At 25.4% G+C, this 25,860-nt stretch carries 27 protein-coding genes, 1 tRNA gene and 2 pseudogenes; 9 read left to right on the top strand and 21 right to left on the bottom strand.

Annotation, left to right across the window (positions count from 1 at the left end):
* Positions 1–36 precede the first annotated feature (36 nt).
* The 4 genes from AACL02_RS04355 to AACL02_RS04370 form a co-directional block, all read right to left on the bottom strand.
* Positions 37–705: a hypothetical protein gene (locus AACL02_RS04355; protein ID WP_339042966.1), complete on the bottom strand. Its 669-nt coding sequence runs from the start codon at positions 703–705 to the stop codon at positions 37–39.
* 246 nt (positions 706–951) lie between these two features.
* Positions 952–1,767 carry an IS1595 family transposase gene (locus AACL02_RS04360; RefSeq protein ID WP_339043581.1) on the bottom strand — a complete coding sequence of 272 codons (816 nt, stop codon included), beginning with the start codon at positions 1,765–1,767 and terminating at the stop codon, positions 952–954.
* A gap of 78 nt (positions 1,768–1,845) precedes the next feature.
* A complete protein-coding gene (locus tag AACL02_RS04365; RefSeq protein WP_339042968.1) occupies positions 1,846–2,301 on the bottom strand; it encodes a hypothetical protein in 456 nt (151 codons plus the stop codon).
* A 200-nt stretch (positions 2,302–2,501) separates the two neighbouring features.
* Positions 2,502–3,323, bottom strand: coding sequence for an IS1595 family transposase (locus AACL02_RS04370; RefSeq protein WP_339042970.1), 822 nt, complete (start codon positions 3,321–3,323; stop codon positions 2,502–2,504).
* Here AACL02_RS04370 and AACL02_RS04375 point away from each other — a divergent pair.
* The 5 genes from AACL02_RS04375 (at position 3,269) to AACL02_RS04395 (ending at position 6,723) form a co-directional block, all read left to right on the top strand.
* Entirely contained in the window at positions 3,269–3,391 is a 123-nt protein-coding gene (locus AACL02_RS04375) for a hypothetical protein (protein WP_339042972.1), read from the top strand. The genes AACL02_RS04370 and AACL02_RS04375 overlap by 55 nt on opposite strands.
* 143 nt (positions 3,392–3,534) lie before the next feature.
* A tRNA-Arg gene (locus AACL02_RS04380) sits at positions 3,535–3,610 on the top strand.
* A 36-nt stretch (positions 3,611–3,646) separates the two neighbouring features.
* The gene (locus tag AACL02_RS04385) at positions 3,647–4,408 is read left to right on the top strand and encodes a DUF3196 family protein (protein ID WP_339042974.1); all 762 of its coding nucleotides are present in this window, start codon (positions 3,647–3,649) and stop codon (positions 4,406–4,408) included.
* A 15-nt stretch (positions 4,409–4,423) separates the two neighbouring features.
* Positions 4,424–5,734 carry a trigger factor gene (tig, locus tag AACL02_RS04390; RefSeq protein ID WP_339042976.1) on the top strand — a complete coding sequence of 437 codons (1,311 nt, stop codon included), beginning with the start codon at positions 4,424–4,426 and terminating at the stop codon, positions 5,732–5,734.
* A 782-nt stretch (positions 5,735–6,516) separates the two neighbouring features.
* On the top strand, positions 6,517–6,723 hold the full coding sequence (locus AACL02_RS04395) for a hypothetical protein (protein ID WP_339042978.1): 207 nt from the start codon (positions 6,517–6,519) through the stop codon (positions 6,721–6,723).
* Here AACL02_RS04395 and AACL02_RS04400 read toward each other — a convergent pair.
* A complete protein-coding gene (locus AACL02_RS04400; RefSeq protein ID WP_339042980.1) occupies positions 6,709–7,245 on the bottom strand; it encodes an IS1595 family transposase in 537 nt (178 codons plus the stop codon). The two genes, AACL02_RS04395 and AACL02_RS04400, sit on opposite strands and share 15 nt — an antisense overlap.
* Positions 7,246–7,386: 141 nt before the next feature.
* Between AACL02_RS04400 and AACL02_RS04405 the strand changes: the two genes are divergently transcribed.
* A protein-coding gene (locus AACL02_RS04405) for an IS3 family transposase (protein ID WP_339042982.1) occupies positions 7,387–8,507 on the top strand; the annotation gives its coding sequence in 2 pieces (ribosomal slippage) (positions 7,387–7,630 and positions 7,630–8,507; 1,122 coding nt in all).
* Positions 8,508–8,532: 25 nt separating this feature from the next.
* On the opposite strand, the pseudogene AACL02_RS04410 reads toward AACL02_RS04405, so the two are convergent.
* The 4 genes and pseudogenes from AACL02_RS04410 to AACL02_RS04425 all read right to left on the bottom strand — a co-directional run.
* Positions 8,533–9,597, bottom strand: a pseudogene (locus AACL02_RS04410) (IS256 family transposase); the annotation flags it as partial.
* 135 nt (positions 9,598–9,732) lie between these two features.
* Complete coding sequence (locus tag AACL02_RS04415; RefSeq protein WP_339042984.1) at positions 9,733–10,182, bottom strand: hypothetical protein; 450 nt, start codon at positions 10,180–10,182, stop codon at positions 9,733–9,735.
* A gap of 148 nt (positions 10,183–10,330) precedes the next feature.
* A complete protein-coding gene (locus AACL02_RS04420) occupies positions 10,331–11,551 on the bottom strand; it encodes a hypothetical protein (protein ID WP_339042986.1) in 1,221 nt (406 codons plus the stop codon).
* 123 nt (positions 11,552–11,674) lie between these two features.
* Positions 11,675–12,268, bottom strand: a complete 594-nt coding sequence (locus AACL02_RS04425; RefSeq protein WP_339042988.1) for a hypothetical protein — start codon at positions 12,266–12,268, stop codon at positions 11,675–11,677.
* Positions 12,269–12,595: 327 nt separating this feature from the next.
* Here AACL02_RS04425 and AACL02_RS04430 point away from each other — a divergent pair, with 327 nt between their 5' ends.
* A complete protein-coding gene (locus AACL02_RS04430) occupies positions 12,596–13,108 on the top strand; it encodes an IS1595 family transposase (protein WP_339043585.1) in 513 nt (170 codons plus the stop codon).
* 53 nt (positions 13,109–13,161) lie between these two features.
* Here AACL02_RS04430 and AACL02_RS04435 read toward each other — a convergent pair whose 3' ends face one another.
* The 8 genes from AACL02_RS04435 to AACL02_RS04470 all read right to left on the bottom strand — a co-directional run bounded on the left by AACL02_RS04435 (position 13,162) and on the right by AACL02_RS04470 (position 22,888).
* Positions 13,162–13,932, bottom strand: coding sequence for a hypothetical protein (locus tag AACL02_RS04435; RefSeq protein ID WP_339042990.1), 771 nt, complete (start codon positions 13,930–13,932; stop codon positions 13,162–13,164).
* A gap of 17 nt (positions 13,933–13,949) precedes the next feature.
* Positions 13,950–15,941, bottom strand: coding sequence for a hypothetical protein (locus tag AACL02_RS04440; protein ID WP_339042992.1), 1,992 nt, complete (start codon positions 15,939–15,941; stop codon positions 13,950–13,952).
* 450 nt (positions 15,942–16,391) lie between these two features.
* The gene (locus tag AACL02_RS04445) at positions 16,392–16,676 is read right to left on the bottom strand and encodes an HNH endonuclease signature motif containing protein (RefSeq protein WP_252319983.1); all 285 of its coding nucleotides are present in this window, start codon (positions 16,674–16,676) and stop codon (positions 16,392–16,394) included.
* 88 nt (positions 16,677–16,764) lie between these two features.
* The gene (locus AACL02_RS04450) at positions 16,765–19,167 is read right to left on the bottom strand and encodes an extracellular solute-binding protein (protein WP_339042994.1); all 2,403 of its coding nucleotides are present in this window, start codon (positions 19,165–19,167) and stop codon (positions 16,765–16,767) included.
* Positions 19,167–20,270 (bottom strand): spermidine/putrescine ABC transporter permease, encoded by a 1,104-nt coding sequence (potB, locus tag AACL02_RS04455; RefSeq protein WP_339042996.1) that lies wholly within the window; start codon positions 20,268–20,270, stop codon positions 19,167–19,169. Before potB ends, AACL02_RS04450 begins: the two co-directional genes overlap by 1 nt.
* Before the next feature lies 1 nt (position 20,271).
* On the bottom strand, positions 20,272–21,324 hold the full coding sequence (potA, locus tag AACL02_RS04460) for a spermidine/putrescine ABC transporter ATP-binding protein (RefSeq protein ID WP_286640486.1): 1,053 nt from the start codon (positions 21,322–21,324) through the stop codon (positions 20,272–20,274).
* A 20-nt stretch (positions 21,325–21,344) separates the two neighbouring features.
* Complete coding sequence (locus AACL02_RS04465; protein WP_174481534.1) at positions 21,345–21,878, bottom strand: helix-turn-helix domain-containing protein; 534 nt, start codon at positions 21,876–21,878, stop codon at positions 21,345–21,347.
* Between the two features lie 188 nt (positions 21,879–22,066).
* Positions 22,067–22,888 carry an IS1595 family transposase gene (locus AACL02_RS04470; RefSeq protein WP_339040763.1) on the bottom strand — a complete coding sequence of 274 codons (822 nt, stop codon included), beginning with the start codon at positions 22,886–22,888 and terminating at the stop codon, positions 22,067–22,069.
* Here AACL02_RS04470 and AACL02_RS04475 point away from each other — a divergent pair.
* Complete coding sequence (locus AACL02_RS04475; protein ID WP_339042999.1) at positions 22,834–22,965, top strand: hypothetical protein; 132 nt, start codon at positions 22,834–22,836, stop codon at positions 22,963–22,965. The genes AACL02_RS04470 and AACL02_RS04475 overlap by 55 nt on opposite strands.
* A 211-nt stretch (positions 22,966–23,176) precedes the next feature.
* On the opposite strand, the gene AACL02_RS04480 is transcribed toward AACL02_RS04475, so the two are convergent.
* The gene (locus AACL02_RS04480; protein WP_339043001.1) at positions 23,177–23,572 is read right to left on the bottom strand and encodes a hypothetical protein; all 396 of its coding nucleotides are present in this window, start codon (positions 23,570–23,572) and stop codon (positions 23,177–23,179) included.
* 182 nt (positions 23,573–23,754) lie between these two features.
* A pseudogene (locus tag AACL02_RS04485) lies at positions 23,755–24,411 on the bottom strand (NAD(P)-dependent oxidoreductase).
* Here AACL02_RS04485 and AACL02_RS04490 point away from each other — a divergent pair.
* A complete protein-coding gene (locus tag AACL02_RS04490) occupies positions 24,357–25,178 on the top strand; it encodes an IS1595 family transposase (protein WP_339043003.1) in 822 nt (273 codons plus the stop codon). The pseudogene AACL02_RS04485 and the gene AACL02_RS04490 sit on opposite strands and share 55 nt — an antisense overlap.
* Here AACL02_RS04490 and AACL02_RS04495 read toward each other — a convergent pair.
* Both AACL02_RS04495 and AACL02_RS04500 read right to left on the bottom strand, forming a co-directional pair.
* Positions 25,164–25,505, bottom strand: a complete 342-nt coding sequence (locus tag AACL02_RS04495) for a hypothetical protein (RefSeq protein WP_339043005.1) — start codon at positions 25,503–25,505, stop codon at positions 25,164–25,166. The two genes, AACL02_RS04490 and AACL02_RS04495, sit on opposite strands and share 15 nt — an antisense overlap.
* A gap of 12 nt (positions 25,506–25,517) precedes the next feature.
* Positions 25,518–25,706: a hypothetical protein gene (locus AACL02_RS04500; protein WP_339043007.1), complete on the bottom strand. Its 189-nt coding sequence runs from the start codon at positions 25,704–25,706 to the stop codon at positions 25,518–25,520.
* Positions 25,707–25,860 lie beyond the last annotated feature (154 nt).

Consider the following 25,860-nt stretch of genomic DNA (forward strand, 5'->3'; position numbering starts at 1 on the left):
AATAAAAAGTAATGCCTAAATATTAGGCATTACTTTTTATCATGAAGGTGTTATTGGATTATTTGTTTTAGGTAATGTTTCGGTTTCAAAAATAGCATTTATATTATTCACATTAAAATTTGAATTTAATTGTTGATTTCTTGTTTGTATAGATGGTTTATTAAAAGATTTTTTTTGTTCTTTTGTAAACACTTGTATTTGTTCTTTGGTAAATGCTGCCTTTTGATTAGAAGTAAATCATTCTAATTGTTTTGGAGTTAATGATTCAATTTGAAATTTAAATTCATAAAAATCATATTCTATTGTTAATTGATTATTAATTGTTTTTAATGCTTTTCTTATTCCTTTTTCTAGTAGTGAAAACTTATTATAACTGAAATTTTTTATTTGTTCTGTTGTAAATGCTTGTATTTGTATTTTTGTAAGTGCTTTCATTTGTTTTTTTGAAAAAGCATAAAGCAGTAAATTATTTTTTGTAAATAAGGGAATTAAGTTGGAATTAATTGTTGAAACTTGATATGGGCTTAATAGTTGCAATAATTGTCTTCAAATTGGTAACCCATTATTATCATTTGCTTTAATGATACTTAAAATAAATTTATCAATTTCTTGTTTATTGACAGTGTTTGTAAATGATTGTATTTGTGTTTTAGTAAGTCCTTTAAGTTCTGCTTTGCTAAATAATATTTGATTTTCTGTAGGCATATCTTTTAATCTTTGTCCTTTTCATTTAAATTTAATTTAATAAAAATCCTAATATATAAATAATTTCTATATTAGGTATGAACATTTATTAAATTATAAAATAATTATAATATAAATTAATTATTTTTGTTATATTATTCATTTTATGAATTATAATTTAATATGGCTTTTCTCCCTTTATGTACTATTTTAATTTTATCACATAAATGCTGAGAAAAGCCTATCTACGGACTTCTCCCCACATTTTTAAATCAAACATAGAATTACAGTTTCAAAACTAGGTATCTTGTTGAATTTATATGCAGCTTCTTTAGCATATAAATGAACATGATGTTTTGCAACTTTGATATGTGTTTTAAATGTTCTTCTTATATGTTTTCAAACTGATTCAATTTGGTTGGTATTTACACCAATTTTTGAAACATAGCCATCTTGATGGTTAACTGTTTCATGCTTAGTGAAAACTGATTTAAAATCGCAATATCCTTTTCAAGAATAAGTATATACAAGACATTTTGAAGAAATGTGGTTTTTTGCAAACTGCAAAAGATTTTTACTCTTTGCGTTTTTCAATACTTTCACAATTAAATTATTGGTTGTTTTTTGATAAATGCCAACAATCAAGGTTTTATTCACCAAGGATCTTCCTTGTTTTTTAAAACCCATATGTGAAAGATACATTTCATCAATTTGCACTGTACCTTCAACAATAAATTGAGGTTTTTGTTTTGCAATACGTGTTCTGATTTTATGAGTCATTCTTCAAGCAGTTTTCAAAGTCACTCCCAATTCTTTTGCAATATATGTTGATGGAATTCCATGTTTGGTGTTTATTCATCTAAAGATAAGATAAAACCAAGATGTTAAAGATGTTTGTGACCTTGAAAATATGGTGCCTTTGAGAATGCTAAATGTTTGATTACATTTTAAACATCTCATTCTTTTTAAATCAGAAGTATTCAAATTAAAATTAAAACACCTAATACATTTGTTTTCTTTCAAATTTGCTATATATGCAAGACATTGCTGTTCAGTTTGAAAAGCATTGTTGAATTCATTCAGTTTCATTATTCCCTCCACAAGTACATGTAGGGAGAAGTCCGTTTAATATTTTTTAAATGAATATGTAATTTGTTTTTTTTAGACAGAAGTTACTGTTAAACTTCTGGTTCTCATAACTGGTTCTTTTGATGAATTTGCTAGTTCATTAGATACTCTAATGTAATCAGGAGTAATATTTGCTTTTGATACTTTTTTTGTAGAAACAAAACCACTTAATCTTAAAAATTCCTTAAATCGTGATTCTTTAATGTCATTAGGATTAACATTTTCTTTTGATACTCTTACTGTGGGGATAGTAGGATTTGTTCTTAAAAATTTGTTAATTCTTGATTCTTTTCTTCCAAAATTTGTAGTAGTAGCCATTCCACCAGCTATTAAAGTTGTACCAATAGCAACTGGTAATAATGAAGCACCACCAGTCATAGGTGCTGCAGCAACACAAGCTGTTGTTATTCCTGCAGTTGTTGTTAATGTTCCTGTAGTTATTGTGACACCAGCAATTACTTTTCTTTTTGTACTTATTTCACTAGGCATAATACTTTTCTTCCTTTTCTTTTTCAATATTTAATTTAATAAAAATCCTAATATATAAATAATTTCTATATTAGTAATTAACAATTATTAAATTACAAAAAATATTATAATATAAAAAGGCTTTTCTCCCTTTATGTACTATTTTAATTTTATCACATAAATGCTGAGAAAAGCCTATCTACGGACTTCTCCCCACATTTTTAAATCAAACATAGAATTACAGTTTCAAAACTAGGTATCTTGTTGAATTTATATGCAGCTTCTTTAGCATATAAATGAACATGATGTTTTGCAACTTTGATATGTGTTTTAAATGTTCTTCTTATATGTTTTCAAACTGATTCAATTTGGTTGGTATTTACACCAATTTTTGAAACATAGCCATCTTGATGGTTAACTGTTTCATGCTTAGTGAAAACTGATTTAAAATCGCAATATCCTTTTCAAGAATCAGTATATACAAGACATTTTGAAGAAATGTGGTTTTTTGCAAACTGCAAAAGATTTTTACTCTTTGCGTTTTTCAATACTTTCACAATTAAATTATTGGTTGTTTTTTGATAAATGCCAACAATCAAGGTTTTATTCACCAAGGATCTTCCTTGTTTTTTAAAACCCATATGTGAAAGATACATTTCATCAATTTGCACTGTACCTTCAACAATAAATTGAGGTTTTTGTTTTGCAATACGTGTTCTGATTTTATGAGTCATTCTTCAAGCAGTTTTCAAAGTCACTCCCAATTCTTTTGCAATATCTGTTGATGGAATTCCATGTTTGGTGTTTATTCATCTAAAGATAAGATAAAACCAAGATGTTAAAGATGTTTGTGACCTTGAAAATATGGTGCCTGTGAGAATGCTAAATGTTTGATTAGATTTTAAACATCTCATTCTTTTTAAATCAGAAGTATTCAAATTAAAACTAAAACACCTAATACATTTGTTTTCTTTCAAATTTGCTATATATGCAAGACATTGCTGTTCAGTTTGAAAAGCATTTTTGAATTCATTCAGTTTCATTATTCCCTCCACAAGTACATGTGGGGAGAAGTCCGTATAAAAAAATGAAAATATTTTATTTTTTTTAAAAAAAATATTACTTAAAGGTACATAATGAAATATCAAAATAATATTAAATATATTATTATTATTATTATTTTATTGAAAAGTAGCCAATTAATAATTGCATTTTTTAATCAAACAAGTTAAGATTACTTATGGTAAATGTTATGCCCACGTAGCTCAGTGGATAGAGCACCGCCCTTCTAAGGCGGGGGTCAGAAGTTCGAATCTTCTCGTGGGCGCCATTAAATTTTAAAATACTAAGAAGGTTTAACTAAATAATGATAAATAATGACAATTATTATCAAGACATTATTGGTAAAATTAACCACCTCATTAGTGAAAATAAATGAGATCAAGCAATGAAGTTGGTCAAACATGAATTAGAGATGCCTTATATTCCTATTCATCATGAAGTTACATTACAAGAGTTACATCATAATATTACTACTCATATTAGATTAAATAGTAAAAATGAAAGTCATGAGTGAAATTTAGAGAGAATAAGTCATGTATTAATGAATCCATTTGATGAAGATCTTCATCCGGTGGCATTTTATTATTTACAAAGTCATAATGCTAGGTTAATTTTTCCAACAATTAAGATTTATCTTACAAATAAAAATATAAATAATATAAATAAAACACAACTATTATTTATATTAAATAATCAAGGTATTGATGAAGAAATAGAAGTAATAAAAGGTCATGATACATTTAAAATTAATCCAAAAAAAATAACACAATGACAAGAATCACTCGTTTATTTAAAGATTACAAAAATATTTGAAGATGAAGTTCATATTGATAATCCAGGTATTTATGGTATTTGCTTGTTTTTATTGGATAGTTATTTTGAGAATTTGTTTCCAACATTACCTAATAAAAATCAAGCAGCAGCATTAGCAGCTGCTTTGTATATTCGTGCTTGTAGTTTCCAATTTATTAGTGTAAAATTGGTAGAAAGTGCTAAAAAATTTAAAACTACTACTACTTTAATAAAAAAATACTTAAGTATTATGATTCAACAACAAATTACATAAGGAGAGATTTGAAAAATGACATTAAATATTATAAAAGATGAAAAAAATGGTCTTGGAAAATGACATGTTACCATTGATGCTAAAACTTGAAAAGATCAATTGGCAAAAGCTGAAAATAAATTGATTGCACAAGTAGAAATTCCTGGATTTCGTAAAGGAAAAGTTCCTACTAAAATGGCTAAAAAACATGTAACTGAAGAACAAACTTTACAAACAGCAACTAAAGCAGTTATTACTATTGCTTATGATTTTGCCTTAAAACAAAAACCTAACTTAATGCCTACTAATCAACCCGAAGTTAATGTGGAAAAATATACTATTAAAGAGTGTGAAATAATGTTTGTATTTGATTTACCAGCAGAAATTACTATTGGTAAATATCGTGCTATTGATATAGTAAAACCTGTAGCAACTGTTAATCAAGAAGAAATTGATACTCAAATTAAACTATTACAAGATCGTTTTGCTATTTTTAATCCAAAAGAAAAAGGAAAATTAGAAAAAGGTGATACTGCGGTTTTTAATTTTACTGGTTTTTTAGAAGGTAAAAAATTCCCTGGCGGTGAAGCTAAAAACATGGAATTAGAAATTGGTTCTGGTAAATTTATTCCTGGTTTTGAAGAAGGAATGATCGGTATGGAACCTAAATCTAAAAAAACTATTGAAGTAACTTTCCCAGAAGATTATCATGTTCCAAATTTAAAAGGTCAATTAGTACAATTTGAAATTGAATTAAACGAAATAAAAACAAAAGTTATTAATGAAGATTTAGAAGAATTAGTAAAAGATGTTAACATTCCAGATATTACTACTACTGAACAATTATTAGAAAATATTAAAAAACAAATTGAAGTACAAAAAACAATGACAATTAAGGAACAATTTATGGAAGAACTTATTGCTAAAATTGTTAAAGATTCAAAAATAATAATTCCAAATTTTGCTGTTAAAAATGAAACTGAACGTTTAGAAAATGAATTTAAAAAACAATTATCTAATCAAAACTTTACAATTGAAAACTATATGGCAGCAACCGGTTTATCTCATGAAGAAATTATTAATGAAATAAAAAAGGATGCAATTATGCAACTTCAGAATTTTTTAGTTATTGAAGAAATTATTAAACAAGAAAAAATAGAAATTACCGAAGAAGAAGTTCAAAAACAATTAACAACATTTGCCGACCAATTTAAAATAAGCATTGAAGAAGTTAAAGCAAATATTAAAGATTTAAGTTTAGTGACTACTACCCTAAAACGTAATAAAGCCTTTGATTTATTATGAGAAAGTAACGGTAAAAACCAAAAGCAAACAACAAGTGCTTAATTAATTTAATTGGGCGAATAACAAATTTAACAAATTTTATTCAATATAATATATTATAAAAATAACTTCCTAATTTTTTTAACCCTTGAATTAAAAATAAATGACAAAAGACGAGAATAAAAATCTTGTCTTTTTTTGTAATTGTAAAATTTTAAAATTTTTTATTATTAGCACCCTTTAAATATCTACTACACGCAGTGACCAAGTAGGAGAAAGTTAATAATTAATAACCATCTTTAACGCTATTATCAACACGTGTTAGGGAACTAAAAAAGTGAACTACAACACAGTTGTTAAAAATAGTAGCTAGCATGTGGACTTGCATGGATAAATAAAAAGTGGAGTGATACCTAATAAATTATACTAACCATTAATGGTAATTCTTGGGGTGGGAGCGAATTGGAAACTAGTATATATAGACCTGTTGTAGGGACCTATTGTATTAATTCTATTCTTTATTTAACCAACCTTGCCACTCTCCAGTGAGCAAGTGTTGGTTTTATTTTTTATTTTTTTTGAAAAATTTTTTGGGCGAGAAAATAAATTTCAAACTTGTAAAAAAAATTGAGCGGTGCCGGTTCAATTAAAATATTAATTTGTTAAACACAAATTAAATAAATATTGAATCGAATGCCTCAATGTTTTTTAAAATTTCATAATTTATTTTTGAGCCCAGAATTGCTGAAATGAATAAAACGAATAGTAGTATTATTAATAATCTAAAAATCAAAATATATGTTCTTTATGCTAGAAGCAACAGAACATATTAGGAAAGGATTATTATGCAAATAGAATTTAAAAAAGAACAAATTGTTAAAGATAAACCACAATCTATTCTTATTGATTATGTTGAATATAAATTATCACTTCCAAAATGAATGATTAAAAATAAGGCTTTTCTCCCTTTATGTACTATTTTAATTTTATCACATAAATGCTGAGAAAAGCCTATCTACGGACTTCTCCCCACATTTTTAAATCAAACATAGAATTACAGTTTCAAAACTAGGTATCTTGTTGAATTTATATGCAGCTTCTTTAGCATATAAATGAACATGATGTTTTGCAACTTTGATATGTGTTTTAAATGTTCTTCTTATATGTTTTCAAACTGATTCAATTTGGTTGGTATTTACACCAATTTTTGAAACATAGCCATCTTGATGGTTAACTGTTTCATGCTTAGTGAAAACTGATTTAAAATCGCAATATCCTTTTCAAGAATCAGTATATACAAGACATTTTGAAGAAATGTGGTTTTTTGCAAACTGCAAAAGATTTTTACTCTTTGCGTTTTTCAATACTTTCACAATTAAATTATTGGTTGTTTTTTGATAAATGCCAACAATCAAGGTTTTATTCACCAAGGATCTTCCTTGTTTTTTAAAACCCATATGTGAAAGATACATTTCATCAATTTGCACTGTACCTTCAACAATAAATTGAGGTTTTTGTTTTGCAATACGTGTTCTGATTTTATGAGTAATTCTTCAAGCAGTTTTCAAAGTCACTCCCAATTCTTTTGCAATATCTGTTGATGGAATTCCATGTTTGGTGTTTATTCATCTAAAGATAAGATAAAACCATGGATGGGTTACACTTTATTGGACACTAATTACGTAGACAAGTGAACAAAGAAAGGAACTATAATTATGGCCAATATTAACTCATATACCGATGAATTTAAAAAACAAATAGTAGCTTTATATCAAAGTGGCAAATCAGTATCTTGCCTTGCTAAAGAATATAATGTTACAAGAGCAGCTACTTACAATTGAATTAAGCAATTTACTAATTCAGGTAGTTTTAAAACTAAAGATAATCGTTCTGTTGAAGAAAATGAATTAATTAAATTAAGAAAAGAATTAAAACAATTAAGAATGGAAAATGATATTTTAAAGCAAGCAGCACTAATAATAGGCAGAAAATAGAAATTATTGTCAAAAATAAAGTTAAATATAAAATTCGCACAATGTGTCATTTTTTAAAAATCTCTAAATCAACATATTATTTTAATTTAAAGAAAAAAGAAAATAAAATCAAAAATAATATTTATGATGAAGCTGTTATTAGTGCTTTTAAAGAAAATAAAGAAGTTTATGGTACTAGAAGATTAAAAGTCATTCTAGAAAACCAAGAAATTTATTTATCAAGACGAAAAATTAAAGAAATTATGAATAAACATAATTTAATATCAAAATACACTAAATTATCATACAAAAATCATAATAACAAAGTTAACGATAGTCCAATAAACAATCTTGTTGATAGAAACTTTAATAATAGAGTTAAAAATGAAGTTATTGTTAGTGATTTAACTTATGTTCAAGTAAATGGTAAGTGAAACTATATTTGTTTATTAATTGACCTATTTAACCGCGAAATAATTGGACATAGTGTAGGTACTAAAAAAGATGCATCATTAGTATATCAAGCATTTATGCACTCAAATCGCTGTTTAAAAGATATTCAAATATTTCATAGTGATCGCGGTAATGAATTTAATAATAAAATTATTGATAAACTTTTACTAGCATTCAATATTAATCGCTCTTTAAGCAAAAAAGGTTGTCCTTATGATAACGCTGTTGCTGAAGCAACCTTTAAAACTTTCAAAAACGAATTTATTAATGATAAAAATTTTACATCATTAATCAAATTAAAATTAGAATTATTTGATTACATCAATTGATATAACAACATAAGAATTCACAGCACTTTAAACTACTTAACTCCAGTTAATTATCAAAAACAAATGTCTACCAAAAAATAGTCCTAAAAAAGGTTGCCATTCCATTTTCAATTGCCAAGTAAAATATTTTGAAAACTGCCATATCATTAGGAAAAACTTTTTTATTTCTGATGATTTTTCGTAATTGACTATTAACAGATTCAATAGCATTTGTAGTATAAATCACTCTTTTGATTTCTACTGGATAACTAATAAAAACCATTAAATTATCTCAATTTTTATATCAAGATTTAGTAATTTGAGGATATTGTTTATTTCATTTACTTTCAAACGATTCTAAAGCTTGCATTGCTTGTTCTTCACTACATGCACTATAAATTGGTTTTAAATCTGCAACTAGACCTTTTCGATGTTTGTATGAAACATATTTTAAACTATTTCTAATTTGATGAACAATGCATAATTGATGTTCTGTTTTAGGATAAACTGATTGTATTGCTTCTGACATGCCTGTTAAATTATCACTACAAGCAATAAGAATATCATTTAAGCCACGATTTTTCATTTCTGTGAAATTAGATAATCAAAACTTAGAACCTTCATTTTCACTAATTCATAATCCTAAAACATCTTTTTTGCCTTCTAAATCAAATCCTAATGCTATATAAACTGATTTGTTAATAATCCGTTTATCTTGTCGTACTTTAACTACTATACAATCAAAATAAACAATAGGATAAATACTTTCTAATGGTCGATTTTGTCATGCTTTAACATCATCAATAACATCATCAGTAATTTGACTAATAACACTTTCACTAATATCAGCACCATGATATAACTCTTGCAACTGCATTCTAATGTCAGATAATGTCATTCCTTTTGCATACAAGGAAAGAACTTGTTGATCAAAACCATCAAATCTTCTTTGCCTTTTAGGAACTATTACAGGAGTAAAATTACTATTGCGATCTCTTGGTACATCAATTTCAATTTTACCTTGTTGAGTTATTAATTTTTTTGAACTTGTACCATTACGAGAATTTTCAGTAGTACTATGTTGATTTTTTTCATATCCTAAATAATTTTGCATTTCAGAATTCAACATTTTTTCAACTAATCTTTTTGTTAATTCTTTATATAAACCGCCAGGTTTAAAAACTGTTGTTAAATCTTCAGTATTTTATAGTAATAAATCTACTGCTTTTGATATTGGATCATTATTATTAAAGTTATCTTTTTTAGCCATCTGTAACTCACTCTTTCTAGTCATTTAATTATATTTACTAGAATTAATTAAACATAGTTATTTTTGTAAGTTACACAGATTACTAAACATTTCCGTTGGATTATTAATAGTAGCAACTTTACGATGAAATATCATTTCTTGTTTAGTATTATTAACGTCAACTTTATCTTTGTCTGTTATCATAGCATCTTTTTTATAAATTAATTCACCTTTATTATCAACAGTAAATAATGTTCGTGCTAATGTCTTACCATCACTTAATGGATAATCAGCATGACTAGTATCATAACTATAATAGTTATTATCTATTTGATTAGTAATTCAATCACTACTACTTAAATAACCATATTGATTATTAAATAATGAAGTTACAGAATCACTTATTGATAATTTATTTGTTAATAGTTTATTAACAGTAGTGTTAGCAACATCAATAGTATTATTAATACTATTACTTGTTAAAGTTAATGTTGTTAATGTACTTAATGTCATTAGTAATTGTTTCATGTTACATTCTCCTTTCGTTTTAAGTTTACTAAAAATTATTTTATAAAAAATATCTGGCTAATCTATACTAAATATAACACTTTATTAATTTTATTTAAGAAGATTAATAAAATGCTCATTTTAAAAAGTAAATTTAGTATGTAAGTATTTAATTTCATTGAGAAATACTTTTAATATAAAATTTATCAACTAATGAAGGATGTCATATATCTGTACCATAACAGTCAATATGAATTATTATTCCATTAAAACCCACATTATTTAAAAATTTTGTTAAATTATCTTTAAATATAGAATTTCAAAAATTTTTAAAAGTTCAATTATCACCAATTTCATGCTCCATATTACTATAATCAAATAAGTTTCCATTAGTAAAATACTTATAAATTACATCTCAATTATTTTGATTATTAATTAAATAATATAAATCTTGATAATTAATATAAATATCACCTGTATAATCAACTGAAGCAAAAGGACCAGGACTAACATGAGTTTCAAAATTACTTGTATTACTTTTTTCGTAACTATAATGATTATAATTTAACTCAATAATATTATTATTATGATCAAAAATATAACTAATGGCATAACTCGTATCATCATTTGAAAATGGCATATTTAACATAAAATTATAAACATATTTATTATTAATAATTAAATCAATAATTTTAGTAATTAAGTCATTATTAATTTTTCCTTTTAAACTACTTTGTGCTATAAAATATATTCCCAAATTAATAGCAACTGACTGACTAATCTTATTTTCAATTACTGCTTTTGCAATATAATATAAACCTGATGTTTCACTTAAACTATTGCTATGTTCAACTTTATCAGCACCTGCTTGTTGGGAAATATCAATATGTTTATTAACACCACCAAATTGAATATATTGTCAATCAGTATTATCACCACTAAAATCGGTAGATGAATACTGACTATTACTATAAGAATTGTAATTTGCTTTAACTGTAGTTATTTTTTTATGACTAATCATTTCTTGCATCGTATTTTCAATATTTAATTTTTGATCAGCAGGAATAATAACATCAGGATTATAAATTAAATTTCCTTCATTATTTACTAAAAAAACATCTCTTGCATTAGCAAAAGTATAACTTTTTAAAGCTGATGTGTCATAACTATAAAACTTATGATCAGTTATTGATTGATTAGTTATTATATCACTATCATTTAAATAGCCATATTGATTATTAAATAATGAAGTTACAGAATCACTTATTCATGATTTATTTGCTAATAATTTATTAATGGTAGTATTAGTAGCATCAATAGTATTAATAATACTATTACTTGTTAAAGTTAATGTTGTTAATGTACTTAAAGTAATTAATAATTGTTTCATTGTATTTTTCCTTTCTATTTTTAGTATCCTAAAATAATATTTTTTATAAATTAAAATATCTTATTAATCTATAATAATAGATATAACATTTTATAAATTTTATTTCATAATGTTAATAAAAGATTATTGATTTAGTGTAGTTGAGAAAAAAGCACCTTCCGTTGCAAATTTAGAATATTCATATCATCTATAACTAATATAAATATTATGATCATCATGTCAAATTTGTGCATCAGCTTTTATTTCAACATGAGCCCCAAATATTCCTCCATCATGATTAACACTTACTGATCAAAAGTTATGATTAAAATTGTAACTAGTATCAATTTTAGAAGTATCAATGCTTAATTTTGAACCACTATATTGTTCCTTACCATATTGACAATAAACAGAAAAAAATGAATTATCATCAAAAGTTAATGTTGGATATATAGTAATAAAATCTTTTCAGCTAGCAATCTTACCATCTTGCGTAAAATTACTAATAACAGTTGTAGGTCCATAATATCACATACCATAATCATTATTTCCACTATAACTTTCATAAGTTTTAACATTGATATTTGAAACAAGATTATCATTATTTCATTTTGTATAATAAATAGAAATTATATTATTATTACTATCACAAATATAATTGATTGAATAATTTTTATCATTTACGTTCATTGGTGAATCATATATAAAATTAAAAATATTACGGACTTCTCCCCACATGTACTTGTGGAGGGAATAATGAAACTGAATGAATTCAACAATGCTTTTCAAAGTGAACAGCAATGTCTTGCATATATAGCAAATTTGAAAGAAAACAAATGTATTAGGTGTTTTAGTTTTAATTTGAATACTTCTGATTTAAAAAGAATGAGATGTTTAAAATGTAATCAAACATTTAGCATTCTCACAGGCACCATATTTTCAAGGTCACAAACATCTTTAACATCTTGGTTTTATCTTATCTTTAGATGAATAAACACCAAACATGGAATTCCATCAACAGATATTGCAAAAGAATTGGGAGTGACTTTGAAAACTGCTTGAAGAATGACTCATAAAATCAGAACACGTATTGCAAAACAAAAACCTCAATTTATTGTTGAAGGTACAGTGCAAATTGATGAAATGTATCTTTCACATATGGGTTTTAAAAAACAAGGAAGATCCTTGGTGAATAAAACCTTGATTGTTGGCATTTATCAAAAAACAACCAATAATTTAATTGTGAAAGTATTGAAAAACGCAAAGAGTAAAAATCTTTTGCAGTTTGCAAAAAACCACATTTCTTCAAAATGTCTTGTATATACTGATTCTTGAAAAGGATATTGCGATTTTAAATCAGTTTTCACTAAGCATGAAACAGTTAACCATCAAGATGGCTATGTTTCAAAAATTGGTGTAAATACCAACCAAATTGAATCAGTTTGAAAACATATAAGAATAACATTTAAAACACATATCAAAGTTGCAAAACATCATGTTCATTTATATGCTAAAGAAGCTGCATATAAATTCAACAAGATACCTAGTTTTGAAACTGTAATTCTATGTTTGATTTAAAAATGTGGGGAGAAGTCCGTAGATAGGCTTTTCTCAGCATTTATGTGATAAAATTAAAATAGTACATAAAGGGAGAAAAGCCAAATATTATTATTAGTACTAATTAAATTAATAATTTTACTAGTTAAATCTTTATTAAAACTATCTTTAATACTTGTTTGACTCATAAAATATCTTCCTAAATTAACAGCTACTACTTTAGTAATTTTATTTTCACGTGCTGCTTTTGCAATATAATATAAACCTAATGTTTCACTTAAACTATTGCTATGTTCAACTTTATCAGCACCTACTTGTTGTGAAATATCAATATGTTTTTCAACTCCACCAAATTGAATATATTGTCAATCAGTATTATCACCACTAAAATATTTGTTAGAATATTCACTTTTACTATATGGATTATAAATATTATTAACACTATCAATTTTTTTATGACTAAACATTTCTTGTTTAGTATTATTAACATCAACTTTATCTTTTGCTGGTATTATAGCATCTTTTTTATAAACTAATTCACCTTTATTATCAACAGTAAATAATGTTCGTGCTGATGTCTTACCATCACTTAATAAATAATTAGCATGACTAGTATCATAACTATAATATTTATGATCAGTTATTGATTGATTAGTTATTATATCACTATCATTTAAATAACCATATTGATTATTAAATAATGAAGTTACAGAATCACTTATTGATGATTTATTTGCTAATAATTTATTAATGGTAGTACTAGTATCATCAATAGTATTAATAATACTACCACTTGTTAAAGTTAATGTTGTTAATGTACTTAAAATGATTAGTAATTGTTTCATATTATTTTTTCCTTTTTTTAACTTACTAACTGGTAATTAAAATTAAAATTAAAATCAGGGAATGTTAAACTAGCACGATCACTAATAGTTTTGCCAGCAAATCTTTCTGATAAATCAAGAATATAAAGTGTATTATCTTTAGTTGGTTGTGTTTCGCTGTCAGTAAATACTAGTTTTACATTATTTAACTCTCAACCCGATTTTGTTGTTACTGCAACATCGGTTTCTAGAAAAATACTTTTTGTTTGAGTAATTAAATCTCAGAAATTATTTACCTTACCAACTTTAATATCTTTACTAATATCAACTGACATACCACTTGGTTTTGTGTCACCATCTAATAAATAATTAATAGTGAACTGTCCAGTAAATGCATTCTCAACTGGACGATAAGAATTGTTATTAATTGTATTTAATAAACTATCTTTATTAGTAATTCAATTACCTAATAAATTATCTTGTTCATAAAAATGTTGACCTTCTTGTAAAATATTTGCATCTTGACCATCTTTTAATCAAATACCTTTTAATGCAAAATCATTTGGTGAAGAATAATTACCGGTAATATTATTTTTATTATGACCATGAACAATTGCCTTAATGCTATCTAAACTTTTTGTTAATTTATGATCATTAGGACTAGCAGTTATTTTTATTTCAATATTTTTACCTAACTTATTATTAAAGATATTATCACCAACTTTTAAATTTGTTGATATTGTATAATCACTATCTTCAATATTAAGATCTGAATAATTTTTTTGGAAATAATTTTGACAAATTGTTTGAACACCTTTAATAATTTGATCATTAATAAATTTAAGATTATCTTCTGATAAACTAACATCAGCATTAATATAGTTACCATTTTTATCTTTTTGATTATCTAAAGTAATTTGAAAGTTTTTATTATCTTTATCATTATTATATTGTGCTTCAATTTCATTAGTTAATTCTTTCATACTACTTAAATCAGCAATATCATTTTTAACATTTATAGTGCAATCATCTTTTTTTCCTGTAAAGTTTCAAGGATTATTATCTAAAGATGTAATTGAAAATTGAACAGGAACACTTTTAGTAAAGTTTTGTGATTCTGAACCATTTTGAAATTCAATTTTGTAATAACTAGGTTTAATTTCTTTTTTGGGTACATTTAATGCTTTACTTAAAGTTGTTGCAAATTGATCTTGAATTGTTGGAATTAATCATTTATCTTTTATTGAATCAATAGTAGCATTTTCAGGATTAGTAATATTAATAATTTTATCAGGAAAGTTAACTGGTAAACTAGCAATATTAATTGCAACTTGATTTATAATATTAATATTAATTTCGATATTAATGTTAGTATTTTCAATACCAAAAATTGATGCTTGATCATTAGTTGTTAAATTTAAAACATAACTTTTAGACTCATTAAAGTTCTTTGGCAAAATAAAAGAAGTATTAGTTATCGGTTTTTTATCCTTACCAACAGTAAACTTAACTGCTGGATTATAATTAGCATTTAAGAAAAAATTAATTGGTAATAAATTTGAATTATCATTATCAATATCACTTTCAATTTTAGGATCAGTTTTTTGTAAATTATTATCAATACTACTTAAAACATTTGTAAAATCAATATTACCATTATCAGCAGGATTTTCAATAACATTAAAATTAACAATATTTGTTGATTTAATAAAATAAGCAATAGTAGAATTTAAACTAATAGGTTTAGAGTTACGATGATGTTTTTGATAATAATCATCTCATAATTTATTATTAGAATTAGGATTAAATTCAGAATTATTGAAAGCAGCAGTAGTATGTAAGAGTAATATTGTAGTAACTGTTGTAGAACCAAATGCTAATAAATACAACGAAAATAATAAGATTCTTTTCTTCTTATTTTTTTTAACATTAATTGTATATATTGAATTAGATCCTGTTTTTATTTTTTTATGTTTATCCTGATTAACCATATCTTTACTCGGGATATTACTATTTATTTTATATTTCATTTTAACAATCCTTTCCTAGCATTATTTTTTAAATAATCTAAAGTGAAAAATATAGCTTAACGCTTTAACTTGCTATTTTTAACTAAAATATTAAAATAGGAAAAAATATTAAAATAGTTTAAACCTTAGTTTTAATAAAATAAAACTAAGGTTTAAAGTAAACCAATTAAATTTAGTTTTTATATTTTAATATTAATAATTTTAATAATTATATAAACTTTGCTATACACATATTAAAATTATAAGGAAAGAAATAATCTGTCCTTAAAAATAATATTACACTTATTATAAAAAAAGACAATATTCTTTTTAAAAAAAGATTGAATATTTTTAATTAAAAAGAACACTAATAGTAAAATAATTTTCAAAATAATTTTTCTTAATTAAGATAAAAATTAAATTAAAAATTCAATGATTGAATTAAATAGTCATTGAATTTTTAATTTATGATTAATTTTTTTTAATATTACATTCAACATGCATTGGTTGTAAATTTTCTAAACTATTATTATTTGGATCACCATCAATGTGATCAATATTTCAAGCAAATGCTGAAGTTGGTTGTTCACCTTGATAAGCACCTTTTATCATTGGCAAACAACATCACGGACAAGGAGCTTGCACATTCAATGTTCAAAATTCAGATAATCCTTTAAAATATTTCTCCATTTTTTGAATAGAATAGTTTCATATTTTTTCTTTGTCTTCTTTTTCTCACTTTTTACGACGTGCCACAATGAATTAACCCCTTTCGTATTAAATTATACTATAAGTTACAATATTTTTTTATATTTTTTTAAACTTAATATTACAATTTATTTTATTAACGTGCTAATAATCTATTATAAGCAGTTTGCATTTGTGGGTCAAAACTACGAGTATATAAACCGTTAAAATATCCTTCATGATGCTTACTTGGATCTAATGGATCAGGTAATTGACCATTTTTTGGAATATATACATGCTTTCAAATTTCTGCTGAAAAATTAGTACTAACTTCATCCATAGCTGCTTGTAAAGGTGAGGTATAACCAAATTCACTACTTAAATCAACTTGTGTTTGTTTTTGCATTATATAATTAATAAATTTAAAAGCTAAATCTTTATGAGGAGAATCTTTACTAATTACCATATCATCATTTCAAACATTAGTCCCCATATATGGTCTAACAACAAGGTACTTACCATTATAAGAAGCAGGATCATCAGCAATTGCAGATAATAAATCACCGTTATACATCATTGCTACATCCCACTTATTTTCATTACTAATTTCATCAAAAATATCATCATTTAATAATTTTGTATTTTTATTTTTGACAACTGGTTCTAACCAATCACTTGCATCTTTAATTTCAATTGGACTATGAGCATTAATATTATCAGAAAATTCATTTCCTACTTGATTATATTGACCTGAACCAGTATTTTCTCCTCATTTATTTTTATAGTGTAAATCAGTAAGCGCAGTCATAAATAAGTTATGCATATCATCATTTAAAACGATACGTTTACCCAATTTTGCAGCATCTGTTAAAACACTTCATTGAACATTTGAACCATCAGCTTTAATACCAAGATCACTAAGATTATTTGTATTAGTAGTATTAATTACTAATACAACATCACCTCAAAAATAAGGAATACTATAACTATTTAAACCAAATTTATTTAAAATTCCATCACTATTTTCAACTCGATAATTATTCATTAATTCATATAAATCATGATTTATATCCTCTTTGGGATTAAAATCAATTCTACTATCATATTCAATATCACCTGCAGAATTTTTTGATGCAATTGGAAAAAGTCTATCTTCACTTGCTAATTTAGCCACCATATAATCACTAGGAACCATTACATCATAACTAGTAGTATACAATTTAGCATACAATGATTCATTATCATCAAAAGTTGAATATTTTATTTTAACTTGATATTTATTTTCAAATTCTTTTAAAATATTGGGATTCATATATTCGCCTCAATTAGCAATTGATAAATCATAAACATTAGTATAAATGTAGAAAGCACCCAAACTAATAAAACTTGATAATAAGATGATACTAATCATAATTAATTTTCACGGTCATAGTAAAAAACGATACTTCTCTCTTCTTAATTTTGAGCGTTCTTCTTTTAACTCTTTCTTTTTTTTAATCTTATTCTTTATATGTTCAATTCAAATTGATTCCATCTCAAGTTTTGCTTCAAGTTTAGAAATTTGATTAATAAGTTTCAGGTGATTTTTAATATAATCTTGAATTTTAATAATATCTTGCTCAGTTACAATTTCAAAATTACCATCACTATATAATGATTTACGCTTTCTACCTTTACTCTTAACCTTTTTATAGTTAAAACCATTTAATTGTAAATAATATTTAGTTAACAACTTCTCAGTTTTAATAATTTTTTTATCATGATAAATACCTTTATCAATTTTTTCATTACGTTGTTTAATTTGTTTTTTGCAAAGAATATAAGTATTTCAAGAAATAATAAGTACTGCAATTAATAAAATAATTATTGTTGAAAAAGCATTAATATAAGGCTTAATTCGTTTTAAAGAATAAATAAAAGTTGAAACGTTAGAAGTATTACCGCCAGTAAAATAAGAAATTAAAAAATCATCAAAACTCATAGCAAACGCAATAGCTGCACCGGCAATTATTGCCGGTTTAATTGTTGGTAATACAATTTTACGTAGCGTATATCAAGGGGTCGCTCCTAAATCTTGACTTGCTTCTAATTGTGACATATTTATTGATCTAATTTTTGGTAAAACAGTAATAATAACATAAGGAATATTAAAAGAAATATGAGCGAAAATTAATGTTCCAAGACCAAAACTAAAACCAAATGCCATAAATAATAACATTAAAGAAACAGCAGTAACAATATCAGCATTAACTAAAGGAATATTAGTAATCCCTAAAGTAATATTACGTGTTATTTTTTTTGTTTTACTTAAACCCAAAGCTGCAAACGTACCAATAATAACAGCAACAAAAGTAGAAATAAAAGCAACAATTAATGTTACACTAACCGATTCTCAAAGTTCACTTTGTTGAAATAAATCGTAATAAGGTTGCAATGATCAAGAATTTCAACTGCGAACTGAATCGCCACCATTAAAAGAGAATATCATTAAAACTAAAATTGGAGTATAAAATAATAAAAAGATAATAGCTAAATAACTATTTTTAAAAAAAGATCTCATTAATTAATACCTCCTATTTTTTTACCAGTAGCTCAACTACCAATCGCTTTTAAAGTAAAAATAATAATTAAAACAATAATACCTAAAATAACAGAAATAGCAGCACCATAAGCAAAATTAGCACCACGATAAAAATATGATTCAATAATATTTGCAATTAAAATAGTTTTTCCTTCACCAATATATTTAACTACTACTAGTGAAGTCATAGCACTTAACATCATTAAAGTAAAACCAGAAACAATACCAGGCACTGAAAAACGAAAGGTAACTTTTCAAAATGTTTTCATCTTAGAAGCTCCTAAATCTTGACTTGCTTCTAATAAATTGCGATCTGTTTTTTCTAAAGAATTATAAATTGGTAAAATAACGAAAGGCATAAACATATAAACCATTGCTAAAATAATACCAATTGGAGTTCCTAATAAAACATTAGGACCTAAAATACTAAAAATAATTTGTAATCCAATTGTACGTAATAAAATGTTAATTCAAATTGGTAAAGTAACTAAAACCCAAATATTTTTTGAAGCAATTTTTGTGGACATAAAAGCCATAATATAAGCAATGGGATAACCAAAAATAACAGCAATTAAAGTGGCAACAAATGAATAACCAATTGAACGTAATAAAACCATAACATAACTATTTTCTTTAAAAAAATCATTAAAATTACTAAATGTAAAACGAAATATTCAAGCATTATTAGTTGCTTTAATAATTGAATATAAAATTACAATTAATAATGGCAATAAAATTAAAATTACCATCACCAATAAATATGGATAAGCAAGCGTAACTCATGATTTAAAACCAAAATTTACTGATTTATCTTTGATTTTATTTTTAATAAAACTTATTTTTTGGTTTGTTTTTTTTCAACATAACAATGCTTTTTTCTTTTTTACTCGTTTCATTTTCGATTTATTTTTTGCTACCTCTTGTAAAGAAACATTATTTTTTTTAAGTTTAAACCATTTTTTAAATCTATAATTTTTTTTATTTTGATTATCAATAATTTTTTCTGGATTTGAATTATTAACTAACATATCTTGTGATTTTAAAATTTGTGTTTTAATATTACGTTTAAACAAATTTTTCATTTTACTCTTCAATTTCCTTTCACATAACATGAATATCTTCAACATTTCATTTTAAACCAACACGGTTACCTACTTCAAAATTATCAGTAGTATGAACTATCCATTTGCGTTTATTAGCAATAATTTCAATTTCTCATAATAATCCTTTAAAAGCAATAGTTTTAATAGTTCCATCAAAAAAACCACTACCTGCATTAACTAAATCAATATCTTCTGGTCGAATAACAATATCAATATTACGTTCTTGTTCACCAAAACCAGTATCAGAGCATGCAAATTTTTTACCGTCAAAACGAACACAATAATCATTAACAAATACACCATTTTCAATAACATTCGAGCTACCAACAAACTGTGATGTTCATTTATTTTCAGGCTCATTGTAAATATCTTGTGGTGTCCCAATTTGTTGAATTTGACCTTGATTTAAAACAACTACCCGATCTGACATAATAAATGCTTCTTCTTGATCATGAGTAATAAAGATAAAAGTAATATTAATTTCTTCTTGAATTTTTTTTAATTCTACTTGCATTTGTTGACGTAATTTCAAATCCAAAGCAGCAAAAGGTTCATCTAATAATAAAATTTTAGGATTAAGAACTAATGCTCTAGCTACTGCTACTCTTTGTTTTTGACCACCAGATAAATCATTAACATCTTTATCTTCCATACCATTTAATTTAACCAAATCTAAAGCTTTTTTAACTTCTTTTTTGATTTTTTCACGATCAATTTTTCTTAACTTTAAACCATAAGCAATATTATCAAAAACATTTAAATGTGGAAATAAAGCATAATTTTGAAAAATAGTATTTATTTCTCTTTTATGAATTGGAATTTTAGTTAAATCCTTACCTTTAAACAATAATTGACCATTGTTTGGTTGTTCAAAACCAGCAATAATCCTTAATAATGTTGTTTTTCCACAACCACTAGGACCAAGAATGGTAAGAAATTCACCTTCATGAATATTTAAACTAATTCCTTTTAAAACAACTTTACCATCATATTCTTTGGTAATATTACGTAATTCTAAAATATTTACACTCATAATTTCCTCCTTTAAATGGTTTAAAAAATTGGTGGATTTGAAACTCATAAAATAGTTGCAATTGAATTATTGGGATTTTCTAAATAATGTTTTTCATTACCTTTAATATAAAATGCTTCATTAGCTACTGCTTTTACTCTCGTTGCACCATAATGAACAAATACTGTTCCACTTAATACATATCCAAAGATCTGACCTTGAAATGGCGGAATTTTATTTGAATTACCAAATGGTTTTAAAGTTAAAATTACTGGTTCTAATGTTAATTTTTGAGCATTAGGAATAATTCATTTTATTTGATAATCTTCTTCGTCACTAACAGTAACATCTTGTGATTTAAAAACTATTTTTTCTTTTACTTCACCAGCAAAAAAGGTTGATAATGGACAATCAAAAATGTCTAAAATACTTTTTAGTGTTTCAATACTGGGTGAAGAAACATCATGCTCTAACTGACTAATAAATCCCTTTGATAAATCACAACGTTTCCCTAACTCTTCCATAGTTAAATTGTGTTTCAATCTTAAAGTTTTTAACTTTCTTCCAATTTTCATATTGATTATTTTCTCCTTTTGTTTATTTATACTAAACTTTAAGTTAAATAATACAAATAAAATTATATAATATTTTTTTAAAAAAACAATTATTTATTTTATTTTTGGCTTTTCTCCCTTTATGTACTATTTTAATTTTATCACATAAATGCTGAGAAAAGCCTATCTACGGACTTCTCCCCACATTTTTAAATCAAACATAGAATTACAGTTTCAAAACTAGGTATCTTGTTGAATTTATATGCAGCTTCTTTAGCATATAAATGAACATGATGTTTTGCAACTTTGATATGTGTTTTAAATGTTCTTCTTATATGTTTTCAAACTGATTCAATTTGGTTGGTATTTACACCAATTTTTGAAACATAGCCATCTTGATGGTTAACTGTTTCATGCTTAGTGAAAACTGATTTAAAATCGCAATATCCTTTTCAAGAATCAGTATATACAAGACATTTTGAAGAAATGTGGTTTTTTGCAAACTGCAAAAGATTTTTACTCTTTGCGTTTTTCAATACTTTCACAATTAAATTATTGGTTGTTTTTTGATAAATGCCAACAATCAAGGTTTTATTCACCAAGGATCTTCCTTGTTTTTTAAAACCCATATGTGAAAGATACATTTCATCAATTTGCACTGTACCTTCAACAATAAATTGAGGTTTTTGTTTTGCAATACGTGTTCTGATTTTATGAGTCATTCTTCAAGCAGTTTTCAAAGTCACTCCCAATTCTTTTGCAATATCTGTTGATGGAATTCCATGTTTGGTGTTTATTCATCTAAAGATAAGATAAAACCAAGATGTTAAAGATGTTTGTGACCTTGAAAATATGGTGCCTGTGAGAATGCTAAATGTTTGATTACATTTTAAACATCTCATTCTTTTTAAATCAGAAGTATTCAAATTAAAATTAAAACACCTAATACATTTGTTTTCTTTCAAATTTGCTATATATGCAAGACATTGCTGTTCAGTTTGAAAAGCATTTTTGAATTCATTCAGTTTCATTATTCCCTCCACAAGTACATGTGGGGAGAAGTCCGTTATTTTTAATAAATAAAATAAATATAAAATTATTAGTGTAAAAATGTGTAATAAAAAGAATAATTTTTTCATTTTTCTACTATAAAATTAAAATAAAATTTATTACTTTATTTTAAAGTAATAAATTTAAAAAATATATTTTATTTTTTAGTAAAGAAGAAATTGATATGTTTTAATAAATTACCTTTTACATTGTTGATGTATTAGTATTGTATACACTTGTTGAAGAATATAAATTTTCTAAATTTGAATTTATAATTTTTTTGAATCTTCAAAATCTAATTTTTGCTCTTCTTGTTTTTCATCATCTTTTTTTGCTAACATTTGAGTTATTTCAAAACCACCACCGATAGCACCACTAATGGCACCAACAGCAAATCCCCCAGCAACTAAACCAATAATAGTAGGAGCACCAAGAATAGCAACTCCTCCGGCTGCACAAGTAATAGAGGCCACATTAGTAGCAACATTAGCAACCGTAGAAGCAACTAAATTAACAGCCGCAACACCAATACCAACAACTTTTGCAGCACCAGTAATAACTCCAATAGTGCTACCCGCTGCAGCACCCACTTCAATAAGTTCAATGGGAGTAACATTATTTTTTACTTTATTATTTAATTTTTCTCTTTTTTCTATAATGGACATATATTTTAATCTTTCTTATTTGAAATTTAGAATAAAAAACATATTTACTTTATTTTAAAGTAAATAGGTAAAAAACTTATATTAAGTTTGATGTTATTATAACATAATAGATCAGTATATTTTAAAATTTATATTACCTTTTTCATATAAAGTATGTAAAATAACTATAATCAATTATTAAATTAAATTTTATTTTTACATTCTTGACCAGATAAAATTACTTTTAAATTTTCATAAGTAATTTCAATCATATTTTTAATAGCTTCATCAGTATACGATCCAATATGTGGTGTCACAATAATACGCGGATATAATGATAATAATTTATTTGTAATATTATCGGGAGTTGGTTTTCCAGCAAAATCTTTGAAAAAAACTTTGCTTTCATTTTCTAAAACATCCAAACCAACACCTTTTAAATGACCACTTTTAATTGCATCATAAACTGCTTGTAAATCCATTAATTCACCACGAGCTACATTAATTAAAACTGATCCAGGCTTCATTTTTGCTAAAAAACTCTTGTCAACTAAATGATAATTTTCTTCTTTAATATATGGACAATGTAATGAAATTAAATCCGATTATTTAAGTAAAGTTTTTAAATCACAATAAGTTAGAATACTTTTTGCTTGATCACTTTCATAAATATCATATCCCAATACCTTTGCTCCCATTCCATGTCATGCCTTAGCTGCTTGATAACCAATACGGCCAGTTCCAATAATACCTATTGTTGAATTACGAATCGGACTTCTCCCCACATGTACTTGTGGAGGGAATAATGAAAATGAATGAATTCAACAATGCTTTTCAAACTGAACAGCAATGTCTTGCATATATAGCAAATTTGAAAGAAAACAAATGTATTAGGTGTTTTAGTTTTAATTTGAATACTTCTGATTTAAAAAGAATGAGATGTTTAAAATGTAATCAAACATTTAGCATTCTCACAGGCACCATATTTTCAATGTCACAAACATCTTTAACATCTTGGTTTTATCTTATCTTTAGATGAATAAACACCAAACATGGAATTCCATCAACAGATATTGCAAAAGAATTGGGAGTGACTTTGAAAACTGCTTGAAGAATGACTCATAAAATCAGAACACGTATTGCAAAACAAAAACCTCAATTTATTGTTGAAGGTACAGTGCAAATTGATGAAATGTATCTTTCACATATGGGTTTTAAAAAACAAGGAAGATCCTTGGTGAATAAAACCTTGATTGTTGGCATTTATCAAAAAACAACCAATAATTTAATTGTGAAAGTATTGAAAAACGCAAAGAGTAAAAATCTTTTGCAGTTTGCAAAAAACCACATTTCTTCAAAATGTCTTGTATATACTGATTCTTGAAAAGGATATTGCGATTTTAAATCATTTTTCACTAAGCATGAAACAGTTAACCATCAAGATGGCTATGTTTCAAAAATTGGTGTAAATACCAACCAAATTGAATCAGTTTGAAAACATATAAGAAGAACATTTAAAACACATATCAAAGTTGCAAAACATCATGTTCATTTATATGCTAAAGAAGCTGCATATAAATTCAACAAGATACCTAGTTTTGAAACTGTAATTCTATGTTTGATTTAAAAATGTGGGGAGAAGTCCGTAGATAGGCTTTTCTCAGCATTTATGTGATAAAATTAAAATAGTACATAAAGGGAGAAAAGCCTTACGAATTTCTTTGGCAAACATAAAATCAGCAATTTTAAAATTATGATTTTGTTGATGATTAGCACTATAAAATAAATTTCGAAGTAAGCCGTTTCCCATACTTACTGCTAATTCACTAACAGCATTGGGCGAATAACCAGGTACATATGCCATTTCAAAACCTAATTCATGAGCTTTTTTTAAATCAATATGATTATAACCAACAGTTCTAGTTAATAAATATTTAACGCCATATTCTTTCATTTTTAATAAATTTTACTCATAACAGTCACAATTAGCACGAACCATTACTGCTTCATGTCCCTTTGCCGTTTCAATATTATCCTTTGTTAAATACTCTTCAATTAACGTTAAATCATATCCATAATTTTTATTTAATGTTTCAAAAAAAAGCTTTTCTGTTTTACGAACACCATAACAAACCATTTTAATTTTTTTTGCCATATTTTTATTCCCTTTCTTTTTTTTATATTTTAACTAAATAACGGTGTTGCGCCAATCGCTGTAGTAATAATTACTCAAAATGGTAATGAAATAATTGAAAATAATGTAGCAATTAATGTTAAATTACTTGTTAACAATGGCTGTTTTTTATAAG

The sequence above is a fragment of the Spiroplasma endosymbiont of Apeira syringaria genome, from assembly GCF_964020205.1.
Taxonomy (GTDB): Bacteria; Bacillota_I; Bacilli_A; order Mycoplasmatales; family VBWQ01; genus Spiroplasma_E; species Spiroplasma_E ixodetis_A.